Origin of the sequence: Candidatus Finniella inopinata (genome assembly GCF_004210305.1) — a bacterium.
Classification (GTDB): Bacteria; Pseudomonadota; Alphaproteobacteria; order Paracaedibacterales; family CAIULA01; genus Finniella; species Finniella inopinata_A.
The window spans coordinates 33,183-47,913 of record NZ_SCFB01000006.1 but is presented as its reverse complement, the minus strand read 5'-3'; the positions used below and the strand labels follow the sequence as shown (position 1 = coordinate 47,913).

Here is a 14,731-nt window from a genome sequence, read left to right as displayed (position 1 = left end):
TCATCAATATTCCCCGCCTTCTCCTGGGGTAATTTGCAATATTGTGTTCAGATGAGTCGGGTCCGTGCTTAGGTTTGTGCCTTGAGCTATCCAACCATTAGATGATAATCCCCCATAATTGGTCGTTCTCCGCAGTTGCCATGCGTAAGTCTGTCCAACTGGTAACGCCACAGACCCTATCCAAGACCATGATGGTGTCACTGTTGTATCACCAGAACTGATTGTGTTATCGGCTTTTAAAAGGGATTCTAGCTTATCATTTTTTAAGGCAATCTCGGGGGTTTCACCTGTAAAAAAGTTTTGGTTCCCCCCTACTCTTGGCGCACCATACCGAATCATAAGGCCCTGATTATAGTCCGTAAGCCATTGTCCTGAATCGGGATATTTTGCTGGCACCACAAATGTAAAGATATTCGTCTTCGGCTTTTTCTTAAGGCCAAGTTCAGGGTATGAATACGTAAGCTCAAGATTGTACTGATCCAGTTGCTGATTAAGGGGGGCTAATGGGTCAGGGCTGCCTGTTAAACCACGACATTTTGCAACAATGTAACCATCAGGTGCAAAGGAATCTGTTGGCAAAGTGCCAAGCTGAACCTTCATGCCAGCATCAAAGGTAATGGTGCCAGAACCTCCACCTGCTAAATTAAATCCAGAACCAGTCGGGAATAAACGCCAGATACTGTCTGCCTCAAAGGTTAGACTGCCGCCGTTAATAGTGCCGTATCCCCCTATGGTGGCATTAGCCTTTACAGTAATGGATGTCCCAGGATTACTGGTTTTCGTTCCCCAAACGGCATCGCTATTGTTACTTGTTACGCCAATAATGAATTCCCCCGCTTCAACAACCGTTCTTCCTCTCCAGTTTCCATTGTTGGTATTCAGCACCAACGTCCCCGGCCCCTTCTTTGTGAAGATGCGCCTAGTCGCACCAGTGTCATTAATGTATGCACAAGCGATGTCATTATTGTTGCTTGTTCGCAGTGCGCCGGTGTTACTATTCCTTGCATCTGGATTCAGCGTAATTTTTTTTCCAGCCGTGACCGTGAAGTTAACGTTACTGTTATCAGAATATGTAATCTGACCATTAGCATGTTGTATAGGCTGACTAGCAAGATATATAGCCCCACCTTCGTAAGTAGCCCCATTCCCTGTAAAGTGGGTGTCAGTCAAGTCTATTTGTGCGGCAGAAAAAATGGCGCCTCCTTTATTGGCCGTGTTATTCGTGAATGTCACATCACCAGAGACGTTTAGAGTGTTGAAACCAGCAATAGCTCCACCAACAGCTCCAGCGTCACTGTAAGTGCTGTTGTTGTTAGAAAAGACCACAGGTCCAACGCCACTGATCGTCACGCTGGAGGCAGAGATGGCACCCCCACTTGAGTCGGCATGATGCCCATCAAAGGTCACAGGTCCAGTGGCGTTCAGAGTCAGACTCTTCCCATCAGCCAAGCCTATAGCCCCGCCGGATCCATTGGATCTAGTCCAGTTGATAGAAGCAAAACTTTGAATAGTCAGCCCCTTAAGGGTCAGATTTTTGTCTGAAGAGCTATAAAATAGGCTTGCTCCTCCTCCGCTTATTGTTGTTATCCCGGAATTCACCCCTTCAATGGTAAGTGAACCGAAGTCGGATATATCTACGACAGATGGACCTTGTCCTGCCGAGTTGTTGTTTTCATCGTCGTCAACTGCTGCTGTCACAAACTTAAGGGTGTGAGGATTGGTTTTATTAGCAGCAGGGATCTTGTCAAGAGCAGCACGAATATTTTTGTAAGAATTACCGCTGTCCAACTGCACATTACTGGCCCACGCACTGGAAACCCCAAGACACAAACCCAAATAAAAATAACAAAAACGCATAACTCACCAAATAAAAATATATATTATTTATTTTATAAGCGAAGAATATTAACAAATAATTAATAGTGCAATTAATAAATCATGGTATTATAAGCTGAAATAGATAGGATTTCTTTCTGCTTAATAAAAAATTAATGAAGTAGATGATATCGTCTATAATTAAATTCGTATATTGAAATTTATTCATTATGTTTGATTTTTTAACCAAGTATTTTCCAATTTTTATATTCTTGATATTAACAGCACTTTCTTCTTCAGGGGAACTTTCAGCGGCAGATGATGGGCAAGCTTTTCAAAATCTGTCTATGCAACCCAAGTGTAACCAGGGTTATGATCTTCCCTCACGCCAAATGCTTGAAAAGTTGTTGGTTCATCCAGCGGCGAAAAGGGGTAAGGCTGTTTCACAGACCCTGCACGCCTCAACAGAAACGCTTCCGACCTCTTATGACATGCGCACTGCTATTGGGGGCATCGAAAAGGCCGCAGAAATTTTTTCTGTATACGACCAAGGCGAAGTTGGGTCCTGCACCGCCAATGCTGCAGCGGGGGCTTTGCAATACCTGCGCATCTTGCAAGGGTTACAGAACTATCCACCATCCCGTTTATTTATTTATTATAACGAAAGAAAGCACTTGGGATTGGATATGAGTCAGGATACGGGGGCGGAAGTTTACGCTGCTGTCTATGCTGTTGCAGAATTTGGGGCTTGCTCAGAGACAACCTGGCCTTACAGCGATCCCTATGCTTACTCTAAATACGATCCACTTCCAGATCCCGTTTTTTTTTCTCAACAGCCGAACGATGCCTGTTATAAAACCGCACTTAGTAATGTGGCTTTGGCTTACGATCAGTTAGACGCCCCCAGACCCACTGACGATAATTTATTGAAGGCTATTAAAACGCATTTACATCAAAATCACCCTGTTCTTATGAGGCTGAGTATAAATTACTCCTTTTGGAATAATGACGAGAGTGAAAAAGCAGGGGTTGTGCCCCTGCCTGGGGCCCCCGTGGTGGTGTCGGAGGGCGAATTTGTTGCTGATTCATATTATGGACCTCATGCGCTTATGCTGGTGGGATACGATGACGATAAGAGTCAGTTTACAGCCCGAAATTCTTGGGGAACAGTGACCGGTGACAAGGGCTATTGCTATTTGCCTTATGACTATATCAATTATTCGATTTACGATAACTTTACTTGTAGTGATTTTTTTTCCGTGTCTCAGGTTGGAACCATCTACACAATTACATTTTCTGTTATTGCCACGACATTGGGGGGGCAGAATATTTTTGTTGTGGGTGATTTACCGAAATGGGGGGGGGGGCTTGGCTGGCAGACCAACCAAGCTTTGCCATTATCTCGTCCTAATGATGGCAGCCCCACATCAACCTGGACTGGCAGCATTAATTTAGCGCCAGGTCAAAAGGTGAATTACAAATATATTAGAATAGATTCTTTGGGTAAGATTCTTTGGATGCCTGGACCTAACTTGTCTTTTACATCCAGTGAGAACCATCAAACCCTTACTCATCATTGGGAGTAGCTGATTTTACCTTCTCAACACCAAGATTGTTCATGATAATGAATGCCCGCTGTCTGCAGGGGCCATTTGTAATGAGAGCCTGTTGTGTTTTTCGCTGGTCCAAAAAAGAAGTCGGGGGGAAATAAAACGTCACGATTGCCACCCCGTTTGGCCCCGTTATAAAAAGCCATGCCGAACATCATAGGTCCTGTATGCAACAAAGTTCGATAAACCATTTTGGTATACGGACGAAGGAAATCTGGGCAGGTTTCAGAGCTTGCCCCCTTAACAATCAAGTCAAGGGCTTCATCGATAACCGGGTGATTCGGTTTGCAGGCGATCATGGCGTTACAGGCTGCAATCGCTTGAGGGCTTTCCATGCCGCTGTAAAAATCAAGCAGCTTGTTTAAAACCAGGGGCGATTGGGTCATGGCGATTGCACTGACATCTCCTCAGCCTAGTTTTTAAAATTACGGTTTCTGCTATTTCCCAAACTTTTGTAGATTGATTTGATTTTGTAGGTTTTGAGAGATCTACTTCCTGTTTTTTTTATTTTTAGACACTATCCTCCCCTTTAAAAGACTTACCGTTTATATCAGTCAATCCGCTCAAACGCGCTTTAAATTGTGGTCAGCGGTTAGAATTTTCAATAAGTATTTGTTGTCCCAGCCTGCTACCTTCCGTCGACAGCTCACCCCTCGTTTATTCGTTTTTTCTTGCTTGAGTAGATTCAAAGCAATACGTCTCATGACAGCCAAATTCTTGGCCGCGTGGCCAACATGCACCTGGTTATGGTCTTCCCTAAAACCTACATCCAAAGACCAGTGCAGGTTAATTTCTATGTTCCAGTGTTTTCTGACAGCAACCATAAACTGATCAATATTTTCATAGGCTAAACTTGTTAGAAAGTAGCGGGTACTACGCTCAACCTGATTATTAGTTGTGCGTGTTGTTTCAAGCATGCCAACACCCTTTAACCCAGGCCAACGAAGTTGAAATACTGCCGGATCGCGTGCTGATACTAATGTATAGCGACGTGTTTCTATGCGACCATGATCATGGATCTTCTCTACTTTCCGTCGATTAAGCATCTTCTTGTACTGACGTGATTCTCCTATATGGAAAATTGCCTTGACCATTTCATGAAGCTTCGGTTGATTATCTTTTAGAGCTAATACGTAGTCTGCACCTTGAATTAAGATCTCTTCAGCAATTGACTGCTGACAACCCATGGCGTCAATGGTGACTGTACTACCAGTAACATCAATCATCTTGAGTAATTTTGGAATGGCTGTAATTTCATTGGATTTTTCATCCGTTTTAACTTGCCCTAAAAGAAGACTTTGATTGCTTGCCCAGGCACTTACAATGTGTAGGGCTTTTTTCTCTTTTCTTCTGTTGCCAGAACCCCGTAGCGTTTTTCCATCAATAGCAATAATCTCAGAATTAACATCGATAGAGAGTGACTTGATCCATGCATAAAAGCAGGATTCAAATTGCTCTGGGTCAAGTATGGAAAACACACGGCCAAAAGTATCATGAGATGGCACACCATTAGGCAGCTCGAGAAATGTTGATAACCAATCGTATTTGGCTTTGCCAAATTCACTAATATCAACCCAGTTATCAGCGCCACAAATTGTGGCCAATATTGTTATTACCAAGATATCGTGCAATTTGTGAAGCTTGTTGTGGTTATCAATACGAGGATCGGCAAGAGGTTCAAAATGTTTGAGGAAAGTATCTGATAACTGCATCCCTGTTTCCTTTTTCTTTATTGAGAAAAAAGAATAATAACAACGGATAGAACAGCAGAAAAGCCGAATAAAAAATTAGGAAATAATTTTTAGAATACTAAACTAATTTTCAGTGCAATCGCCATGGCGATTGGGTGAACTTAAAATCGGTATCCCGATAAACACCCCCTGTTCCTTTTAAAATTATCAGACGTAGGGTGTCAGAGGCTGCCCCATAATTTTTTTGCCTCATGAAGGATTCGAAAATTTTGAACCATTGAGTGTTTTTAGGAAGCGAGTTGACATGTTTGACCTCTATAAACCGTTCAAGTCTGTCTGCCAGCGCCCTATTAGCCATGCCTGCCAGGGGATGTTTGGCAACCGTCATATTTGGACAATTGACCCACAAAATATATTTCCATCCTTGTTCAGGCTGACAAACCTGCATCGTTTCAGCCAACCAATCGCTGTATTCGGATTTTGGTTCGACTGGTTTACTTTCATCACTTAACCAAATGGTGTGAATGGTTAAAGGAATCTTAGGGTTTCGGGTGGGCTTTTCGTGTTCAATCAATTGCTGGTAATCGATATAACAATCAGAAATCTTTTGGTAAAATGCCGTCGGGGCTATGCCGGCTTGGGGGAGGATTTTATCTCTAAAGTCTGTCAAAAAAGGCCAACCCACGTCGCCTTGGAAAGCACACCTTAAAAAGTCATAATCCCTTGCCGAGGAGGCCCAAAATGATCGACACGTTGGCTGTATGATAAGTTTTAAATCCTCCTCCAAGGTATCGATATTAATGAATCCTTGCTCGTCTGGTGCATTGGCCAAATGGCTAAAAGAATAATGCTCTGGTGTTGTTAATATTTCTGTTTTCTTCGATCCCAAAGTTATGGCCTGCACAGCGTGAACCACCGCTGGCGTACCTGCATAATTCAGCAAACGAAGGTGTTTTACCTGGCTGATGACAACTGGAAAACATTTTTCATCCAGGGTATTCCAGGTAATTAAATTCCACCCATCTGGGGCATTAATCCGGTGAGGAATGCCCGGGGTCGTTTTTATAACAAGCTGTGATACCACCAACAACTTGACGGGGCTGTCTAAATCATTGGTAAGGGTAACTTTTTTTAAAGAGGAACCTGATAACAGTTTACTAATGCTGGTCGTCTGGTCGCATTCGAAATCAAACTGACTGTGCGAGGAGTCGGCGGCGTTGATTCCTAAACACAAGGCAATCAGGAAAAAGGCCCAGATTTTAGCCATCCCTATTTCGCCCAAGTGCGGTGATAATAGTGAATGGCCATCGTATCCAGACCCCACTGCATACGAGGATTATCCCAGTTCAGGATGTCTGTCGCATTCCTTTGGGGTGAAAAAATCCGAGGAGGTAAAATCATATCGCGTTTGCCGACCTGACCGGATTTTGTCATCAGGGCGATACTAATGGGGCCATACCCAAACCCCAACAAAGCGTGGAAAAGCTTATTACCTTCAACAGATTTTAAATAAGTTGGAGCCTTTGAAGGCGTAAGGTTTCTTTGGATAATGGATAGAATCTCGGCTGAAATAGGGTGATTAGGAGTCGCTGCTATCAAACCACTAGCAGGAGTCACACCGCTAAAACCATCAAGACCTATGTAAAAATCAAAAGCCTGATGATAAGGGATTAGGCTGTGGACAACTTCGGTGTCTGTGCCTCTAAAGACTCCCCCATACTGCTGCAGAGCCAAATGTCTAAAGATTTTAGATACCAAGTGAGGATGGTCAGCCGCAATTAATTTTTCAATGTGTGACTGAAGGGGGGATGAAAAACCCAGGATATCCTTAAAAGTCAGGTGTTTTTTTAAGTCATCAGACAATCCATCAAAGGCATGTTTATCCGTGACCCAAACAAAATGCTCCCAGCCTTTTTCAGCTTTGCAACTTTTGATTGTTGTCTCTAGCCATGTGGCATATTGATTTGGAAAAGCCTCAGACGATGGCCATATGGTATGGGTAATCAACGGTATTCTGGGCGTTGCTGTGGGTGACGTATTTGTTAAGAATTGGGCATTCGCGTTATAAAGAGCCTGTAATTTTTGTGCAAAACCTTCGGCAGAAAAACCCTCTGCGGGGCATAAATCATTCTTAAAACCTAAGGTGTGAGCTGCGAGTTCAGATGATTTTCGAGCCGTTGATAGTTTGATAAAATTTGCAGCCCCCAAGGGTTTGGGAAAGGATCGTTGCGATGTGGAGTCAATGGAGAAAGCAACCGCTTCGATTAAAGGTTTGAAATTTACAAAAATATTCTCGGTGCGCAGTCGTAGATCAGAGATGGTCGCTTCCGTGTGCATGGGGATGGGTAGTTCTTCGCCTGGTTTAATCTCAAACGTTCTAATAAGCCACGCTGTGTTTGGCTGGTTTTTTTTCAATACCATTGAGTACTGAGAAACCTGACTTTTGATAATCGGAAAGTCTTGTGCGTCAAAGCCTTCGATTATTGCGTAAGTGTGGTTAACTTGCGGAATAAGTAACGCCACCTCCTCCTCCTCGTCAGCTTCCAGTTCTAAGGACACAGTCTGTCTAAATGCCACATCAATTGATGCCACCGCAGATGTTTGGTTAAACAGTTTAATGCTTTTTGGTTTGGATTTTTGTAACAGACGATTGTTCTCAACAATCTGTGCATCAGATGCCCGGACGTCCCACATGAGGGCGGACACCATTAAAAGAGAAACAATTACGGTTTGCACGAACACGTTTAACTCCTTAATTTAGAATCGATATTCAGCTTTTATGATGAACGAGTGATTTTTTTGAGTTTGCTGATAAGATCCGGTATAGCCGGCAAAAAACTTCAGCTTGGTGTCACCATCGTAGTAGGACGCATTCACAGAAAAGTAATGTGTCTTTGTTTTGCTGCCCGCTTGGTTGGTTACAATCGGCGCTGCCCCCGGTATATTCACATTTACAACAACTGGTGACCCTGATTTGTCATACTGATAGCCGCGCTCGTATACACCAGTTAGACGAATCTTTTTATTACCAGGTCTCCATGTGGCTCGAACACCAATACCGCCATAGACTTCATTGGAAGTGGACGTTATGGAACTGGTATTAAGGTTGTAAATCCCAGCCCCTTTCTCTGAATAGCTGCCTGATTTGCTTCGAATGTATGTGTTACCAAAGCTTGGTCTAACGGACCACATTTCATTCACGATAAATAAATAGGTCAGCTTGGTATCAACAACGTCTGTGTACATTTTGTGATCTGAAAGGGCGTAATAATCTGCACCGCCGGCGGTCAGTTGATGACGTTGGTTATCTTGGAAAGAAAGCGTACGCGACGCCATAATATCGTAGCGCGCACCTTCAAAAAATGTCATCGAGTGATACCCACCAAATGTCATGCCTTTTGTCTTGGTGAATGATTTCGTATTACCCAATTCTTCCTTGCGGCCATAGTTAAGACCACTCATTAGTCCTATAGTCAATTGTCTCTTTAAATTTCTGTATTCCGCCCCTATGAGGGCACCTGAAAGCCAACTTCTATTACCAACTTTTGAAAAGGCTGTTTGTTGACGTCCAAAGCTGTAAAACGGGCTGACCCAGACTCTTTTTTCATCGCCTTTCTTGTCGTCCATAGGCAAAGATAGCGGGCCATTTTTTGATAATGTTTCTAGAATATCTTCCAATTTGCTGCATTCTTGCTGGTAAGGGGTCACAGTTTGCAAGTTCCGAACATCTTTTAAAGGTCGTAAAGATTCCGGAAGAATAGAAGTGAAGTTCTGGATTTTTTTGAAATTACTGAATTTTTGAGAGGAACGAAAGTCGTCATCGCTGCCACGAGTGGTGGTTTGGGCTTGGTTATCTTCTGCCGCGTTCCCAGCACCATCGCCTGAGGCCTGTTCCCTGGCATCGATAAGCGCGTTTGCAAGATCGTCTGCAGTGGAACTGGTTGAAACGGGGGTGGTAGGTATAATAGGTGTAATGACGTAGCCTCCATGTCCTTCATTAAGACTTTGGTCAAAGTAACGATACTCATAGGTATCTGCATAGCCTGGATGTTTAACATCAACATAATAGGCATAGGGGTCATAGCCACTAGATCCATAAGGAATCATGTAGATCCATAAGGAATCATGATGCGATCCCCATTGCTATCGATCACTGTATCTGTAATCACGAAGTCTGGAGTGCCATTACCGTCCAGATCCACCGCGACTCCCTCTGTAGGCGCGCAAAAAGCACTTTGGCTATAAGAAGCCGTGAGCAGTAACAAACAGCTTTTAAGAAAAATCTTACGGATATAAGTCATATATAAAATATTTACTAAAATTACTTTTTCTTTAAGATAATTTTTGCATAAATAAAGTTAACAGAAGGTTAATTTTTGTATGTATCTTTCAAGCCTTGCCGCTATTGCGATGAACTCCTATGATTGGCTTCTAAAAACCCGTTAGGAACATTTATCAATGCACCAAAAACACCAATCTCTTATTGAAAAGGCTTGGGACGAAAGAACTGGCCTTCAAGTAACGTCCGTTTTAAGTCAAGCCATTCAAGATATTTTGGATTCCCTGGGCCAAGGACATCTTAAGATTGCTGAGAAGATTGACGGCCAATGGCAGGTGCACCAATGGTTAAAAAAAGCAGTGCTATTATCTTTTCGTGTTCGTCCCAACCAAATCAAGGGGGCCGATCGCCACTGGTACGACAAGGTACCTTTAAAGTTTGAAGGCTGGGAACAAGATCATTTTGAACAGGGAAACATCAGAGTTGTGCCGGGCGCTGTTGTTCGCGAATCTGCCTACATCGGGCCTGACGTGGTATTAATGCCGTCTTTTGTTAATGTGGGGGCGCACGTGGGCCAGGGCACTATGGTTGATACCTGGTCAACGATTGGGTCCTGTGCCCAGATTGGAAAGAATTGCCATATATCGGGCGGTGTGGGTATCGGTGGGGTGCTGGAGCCGTTGCAGGCGAACCCAGTGATTATTGAGGACGATTGCTTTATAGGCGCCCGAAGCGAGGTTGCTGAGGGGGTCATTGTCGAGCAAGGCGCCGTTATTTCCATGGGCGTCTTCCTTGGCGCCTCGACCAAGATTGTTGATCGTCAAAGTGGCGAGGTCTTTCAAGGGCGGGTGCCGGCTTATTCGGTCGTAGTTCCTGGAACTTTACCGTCATCGAATCCACAAGGGCCGCATTTGGCGTGCGCCGTTATTGTTAAAAAGGTCGATGCCCAAACCCGCAGCAAAACTAGTTTGAACGAGTTGTTGCGATATTGAGGGGGGCTTTCACCGGCCTTGGGCTCCTGAAACATAAAAATTCCCAACCTTTCATCCACCCGTAGCCTGTGCTATAACGATCACACATTCTGTTATAGTATTTCGTTTGATGATTTTTGGTTCCTCTCGTCAGTTTTTGCCCAACGCTGCTAAAGCTTTTCTTAAAAAAAGTTTTAAGCAGCTGGTGGGACTGTGTCTGTTGGTAGCCACAGTCGTCAGCTTGGTTTGTTTTCTGGGCTATAACCCAAAGGATCCGTCTTTAAACACAGCTACAGACTCCGGCACTATTACCAATTGGCTGGGCCAAGGGGGGGCGCTTGTTGCAGATGTCATTACCCAATTATTCGGCTATTCCGGGCTTTTGGCCTTTTTCATTATTGCGTGTTGGGGATGGAAATTTTGGCGGCAACCTGACTTCACGATTCCTTCCTTTCGCATTTTAAACGGGTTGATCGCTGTTATTAGTTTTAGCATTTTTTTGAATGGGTGGTTCACCTGGAAAAGCTGGAAAATCATCCATGCTGGCGGGGCTTTGGGGTGCCTGTTGGTCAATGCTCTGCAATCGTTGTTTCGTGCCTGGTCGGTTCTGGCTTTTTTTAAACCCTTTTTATGGGCGGTGGGGTTTATGTCCTTAGCGCTGGCGTGGTATGCGGCCGGCCTTTCATGGACAAGCCTAAGGGGTTTTGTGCATATGGTTATCCGCGGAGTTCAAAAAATCAGCAACTTTGTCGGGCGTACGGTACTTAAAACAAATTGGGTCAAAAAAAGTGATGTGTTGATCAAAAAAAGTTCTCAAACCCTGCCACCTTGGTTAAAAGGCCTTGAAACAGCCGAGTCTAGATTTATTCAGCCAATTCCCTCTTTTTCAGAGGAAGAACCACTGGATGAATTTGTGGATGACGTTGCATTTGATGAAGAGGTTCCACAGCCAGTAAAGCCGCTCCGCAAAAAGGTTTCAGCGGCACCGTCGGCCGAGGAAATCTTGGCTAGTCGCGGGCATTCTGACGAATACCAGCTGCCCACGTTGGATCTGTTGGATCCAACCAGTTCAAATACAAAAAACGTTAAGATGCTAAGCCAAGAAAGTTTGGAGAGTGCGTCCAAGCAGTTGCATTCGGTTTTGGAAGAATTTGGTATTCGCGGGGAAATTGTCAATATCCGCCCCGGGCCCGTGGTAACCATGTACGAATTAAAGCCAGCGGCCGGCATTAAGACATCCCGAGTTATTGGGTTGGCAGATGATATTGCCCGTTCGATGAGTGCGCTGTCGGTTCGCATTGCTGTCATTCCCGGCCAAAATGTTATTGGTATTGAATTGCCAAATCCGTATCGCCAAACGGTTTATTTGCGCGAATTGTTATCAAGCCCCGAATACCAACAGTTGGACAAAGGGCTGCCGTTGATATTGGGTAAAGACATTGGCGGTCAACCCAGCATTGCTGACCTGACCCGCATGCCGCATTTATTGGTGGCGGGAACCACGGGGTCAGGTAAGTCAGTGTCGATCAACACGATGATTTTGTCGTTGTTGTATAAGTTTTCGCCAGAGCGCTGCAAGTTCATCATGATTGATCCGAAGATGTTGGAGTTGTCCATTTATGACGATATTCCCCACCTGTTAACGCCTGTAGTGACCGATGCTAAGAAAGCCGTCGTGGCGCTGAAATGGGCGGTGAAGGAAATGGAAAATCGCTATCGCGCCATGGCAAAATTAAGTGTGCGCAATGTGGATGGTTTTAACGCCCGCCTGGCAGAGGCACGCAAGAATGGCGAGCTGTTAATGCGGCGGGTGCAAACAGGTTTTGATCCTGATTCAGGCAAACCAACCTTTGAAAACCAACCTCTGGATTTTGCGCCCCTCCCCTATATTGTTGTTGTGGTCGATGAAATGGCCGACTTGATGTTGGTGGCTGGTAAGGAAATTGAAATGGCCGTACAGCGATTGGCCCAGATGGCCCGTGCTGCGGGAATTCATCTGATTATGGCAACCCAACGCCCCTCGGTCGATGTGATCACAGGGACCATTAAGGCGAACTTTCCAACCCGCATCAGTTTTCAAGTTACATCCAAGATTGACAGCCGCACCATTTTGGGCGAACAAGGGGCGGAACAATTATTGGGCCAAGGGGATATGCTCTACATGGCCGGTGGGGGGCGCATTAGTCGCGTCCATGGCCCCTTTATCAGAGATGAAGAAGTTGAACGGATTGTCAAATTCTTGAAATTACAGGGCGAGCCAAGCTATTTGGAAAGCATTACCGAAGACGAAGAGGGTGCCACTGAATCTGGTGAGGGGGATGATAAAGGCGGTGGCAATGACTTGTATCGTCAGGCGATGGATTTAGTCCTAAGCGAGGGGAAAGTGTCGACCAGTTTCATTCAACGCCATTTACAAATAGGCTATAATCGCGCTGCCCGCATCGTTGACCAAATGGAAAAGGCGGGCGTGATTAGTGCTGCCAACCATGTGGGTAAACGGGAAATTTTGAAATAGATGGCGAACGATCCTTTCCTATCTGCCACTGGTAAAAAGTGGGAGTTACCTAAGGGTGATGAGCGGTTGATTATGGCTCTTACCCAACGTTATCAGCTTCCCGATATTATCTGCCGTCTATTGGTTAACCGGGGTATTACCCTGGAGACAGCTGAAAGTTACCTGCGGCCAAAGTTGATGACGTTGATGCCGGATCCATCTTGTTTATTGGATATGGCCAAGGCGGTAGACCGAGTGATTGATGCCCTTGTCAAACGTCAAAAGATCGTGGTGTATGGCGATTACGACGTGGATGGGGCTTGCGCCTCTGCGCTTTTGCGGCAGTATTTTCGTCACATTAATTGGCCTATTGACCTTTATATTCCCGACCGTATCGAGGAAGGGTATGGTGCCAACACCCAGGCACTGGAAGACCTGCACAAAAAGGGCGCGCAGCTTGTTTTAATGGTTGATTGTGGCACGACCGCCTTTGAACCGCTGAGCCGTGCACGGGATCTGGGTCTGGATGTGATCATTTTTGACCACCATACGGCCGAGCCGAAACTGCCCCCCGTTGCGGCCCTGGTGAACCCCAATCGCCTGGATCAGGATGCGGCCACAACAGCCCAGCTTGGGCACTTATGTGCAGCTGGGGTCACCTATTTGTTTTTGGTCGCTTTGCAGCGTGCTTTACGTCAACAAAATTGGTTTGTTGAAAATAGCGTAGCTGAGCCCAATTTATTGCAATTTCTTGATTTGGTCGCCTTGGCAACCGTGTGCGATGTGATGCCGTTAACCGGCCTGAATAGAGGGTTTGTGACCCAAGGGTTAAAGGTTCTGCATCAGCGGCAAAATCTGGGCCTAAGAGTTTTGGCCGATGTGGCGGGTGTGGGCGAGGCGATGACAACCTATCACTTAGGGTTCGTTTTGGGCCCCCGTATCAATGCCGGCGGGCGCGTTGGAAAGTCTGATTTAGGCAGCCGTTTGTTAACCAGTGTGGATGGTCTGCAAAGCAAAGATCTGGCCAGTCAATTGCACGCCCTTAATCTGGAACGCCAAGCCATCGAAAAAGGCGTGTTGGAACAAGCCATCGAACAAGTTGAAGCCCTTGATCTGGTAAAGAATCCCGTTTTGTTGGTAAGCGGCCAAGGATGGCACCCCGGCGTGATTGGTATTGTGGCAAGTCGTTTGAAAGAACGATACAACCGCCCAGCCTGTGTTGTGGGGTTTGATGGCGACCATGGCAAGGGGTCAGGGCGATCCGTCAGTGGCGTGTGTCTTGGCACCGCCATGCACGTGGCCGTTCACCAAGACTTGCTGGAAAAAGGCGGTGGGCACGCCATGGCCGCTGGGTTTAGCGTTCATAAAAGCAAATATGATGCTTTTTATGATTTTTTGAATCAACACCTGGGCAAACATTTACAAAATTACGCGCCGACCTTGCGCCTGGACGGTTACCTGTCGGTGGGTGGCCTGACGCCTGAATTTCTGGAGGTATTGCAGCGGTTGGAACCCTATGGCCAGGGAAATGCGTCCCCCCGATTTGCGTTTAGCCCCGTAAACATAGGGTATTTAGATACGGTTGGTGAAAATCATTTGCGGTGTCAAATCACAGACCAATCAGGCAATCGCCTGAAAGCCATGGCCTTTCGGTCAAAGGACACCCTTTTGGGAGATTATCTTCAAAAAGCTTTCCTTGAAAAGCGGCTTATTCAAGTCGCCGGAACAATTCACCTAAACACATGGCTTGGTAATCAACAGATTACTTTGTATATCGATGATGCGATGGATGCATAATTCCCCTCCGGCTCCTTGTGACGACGGTGGGTGCGGGGTTTAAGTATCAATTGCCCCAACCTTAAAGCATTAGA

10 protein-coding genes are annotated in these 14,731 nt (G+C 45.4%); 4 read left to right on the top strand and 6 right to left on the bottom strand.

What is annotated here, in order from left to right; translation table 11 throughout:
• Positions 1 to 3: 3 nt before the first annotated feature.
• Complete coding sequence (locus tag EQU50_RS05185; protein WP_130154082.1) at positions 4 to 1,857, bottom strand: autotransporter outer membrane beta-barrel domain-containing protein; 1,854 nt, start codon at positions 1,855 to 1,857, stop codon at positions 4 to 6.
• 188 nt (positions 1,858 to 2,045) lie between these two features.
• Between EQU50_RS05185 and EQU50_RS05180 the strand changes: the two genes are divergently transcribed.
• Positions 2,046 to 3,401 carry a carbohydrate-binding module family 20 domain-containing protein gene (locus tag EQU50_RS05180; RefSeq protein WP_130154081.1) on the top strand — a complete coding sequence of 452 codons (1,356 nt, stop codon included), beginning with the start codon at positions 2,046 to 2,048 and terminating at the stop codon, positions 3,399 to 3,401.
• Between the two features lie 14 nt (positions 3,402 to 3,415).
• Here EQU50_RS05180 and EQU50_RS05175 read toward each other — a convergent pair whose 3' ends face one another.
• The 5 genes from EQU50_RS05175 to EQU50_RS05155 form a co-directional block, all read right to left on the bottom strand.
• Positions 3,416 to 3,811, bottom strand: a complete 396-nt coding sequence (locus EQU50_RS05175) for a hypothetical protein (protein WP_130154080.1) — start codon at positions 3,809 to 3,811, stop codon at positions 3,416 to 3,418.
• A 177-nt stretch (positions 3,812 to 3,988) separates the two neighbouring features.
• Entirely contained in the window at positions 3,989 to 5,137 is a 1,149-nt protein-coding gene (locus EQU50_RS05170; RefSeq protein ID WP_130153184.1) for an ISAs1 family transposase, read from the bottom strand.
• A 109-nt stretch (positions 5,138 to 5,246) separates the two neighbouring features.
• Positions 5,247 to 6,383 carry a glycosyltransferase gene (locus EQU50_RS05165; protein ID WP_130154079.1) on the bottom strand — a complete coding sequence of 379 codons (1,137 nt, stop codon included), beginning with the start codon at positions 6,381 to 6,383 and terminating at the stop codon, positions 5,247 to 5,249.
• Positions 6,384 to 6,385: 2 nt separating this feature from the next.
• Positions 6,386 to 7,858, bottom strand: a complete 1,473-nt coding sequence (locus tag EQU50_RS05160; RefSeq protein WP_130154078.1) for a glycosyltransferase family 32 protein — start codon at positions 7,856 to 7,858, stop codon at positions 6,386 to 6,388.
• A 15-nt stretch (positions 7,859 to 7,873) separates the two neighbouring features.
• A complete protein-coding gene (locus EQU50_RS05155) occupies positions 7,874 to 9,223 on the bottom strand; it encodes an autotransporter outer membrane beta-barrel domain-containing protein (protein ID WP_130154077.1) in 1,350 nt (449 codons plus the stop codon).
• Positions 9,224 to 9,574: 351 nt separating this feature from the next.
• Here EQU50_RS05155 and dapD point away from each other — a divergent pair, with 351 nt between their 5' ends.
• From dapD to recJ, 3 genes are all read left to right on the top strand, one after another.
• Entirely contained in the window at positions 9,575 to 10,387 is an 813-nt protein-coding gene (gene dapD / locus EQU50_RS05150; protein WP_130154076.1) for a 2,3,4,5-tetrahydropyridine-2,6-dicarboxylate N-succinyltransferase, read from the top strand.
• A gap of 109 nt (positions 10,388 to 10,496) precedes the next feature.
• Complete coding sequence (locus EQU50_RS05145) at positions 10,497 to 12,881, top strand: DNA translocase FtsK (RefSeq protein WP_130154075.1); 2,385 nt, start codon at positions 10,497 to 10,499, stop codon at positions 12,879 to 12,881.
• Complete coding sequence (recJ, locus tag EQU50_RS05140) at positions 12,882 to 14,657, top strand: single-stranded-DNA-specific exonuclease RecJ (RefSeq protein WP_130154074.1); 1,776 nt, start codon at positions 12,882 to 12,884, stop codon at positions 14,655 to 14,657.
• The last annotated feature ends 74 nt before the right edge of the window (positions 14,658 to 14,731 follow it).

Bases quoted from the DNA above. Each gene is read 5' to 3' on its own strand.
- EQU50_RS05185 (WP_130154082.1), bottom strand. From the start codon at position 1,857: ATGCGTTTTTGTTATTTTTATTTGGGTTTGTGTCTTGGGGTTTCCAGT.
- EQU50_RS05180 (WP_130154081.1), top strand. From the start codon at position 2,046: ATGTTTGATTTTTTAACCAAGTATTTTCCAATTTTTATATTCTTGATA.
- EQU50_RS05175 (WP_130154080.1), bottom strand. From the start codon at position 3,811: ATGACCCAATCGCCCCTGGTTTTAAACAAGCTGCTTGATTTTTACAGC.
- EQU50_RS05170 (WP_130153184.1), bottom strand. From the start codon at position 5,137: ATGCAGTTATCAGATACTTTCCTCAAACATTTTGAACCTCTTGCCGAT.
- EQU50_RS05165 (WP_130154079.1), bottom strand. From the start codon at position 6,383: ATGGCTAAAATCTGGGCCTTTTTCCTGATTGCCTTGTGTTTAGGAATC.
- EQU50_RS05155 (WP_130154077.1), bottom strand. From the start codon at position 9,223: ATGATTCCTTATGGATCTAGTGGCTATGACCCCTATGCCTATTATGTT.
- dapD (WP_130154076.1), top strand. From the start codon at position 9,575: ATGCACCAAAAACACCAATCTCTTATTGAAAAGGCTTGGGACGAAAGA.
- EQU50_RS05145 (WP_130154075.1), top strand. From the start codon at position 10,497: ATGATTTTTGGTTCCTCTCGTCAGTTTTTGCCCAACGCTGCTAAAGCT.
- recJ (WP_130154074.1), top strand. From the start codon at position 12,882: ATGGCGAACGATCCTTTCCTATCTGCCACTGGTAAAAAGTGGGAGTTA.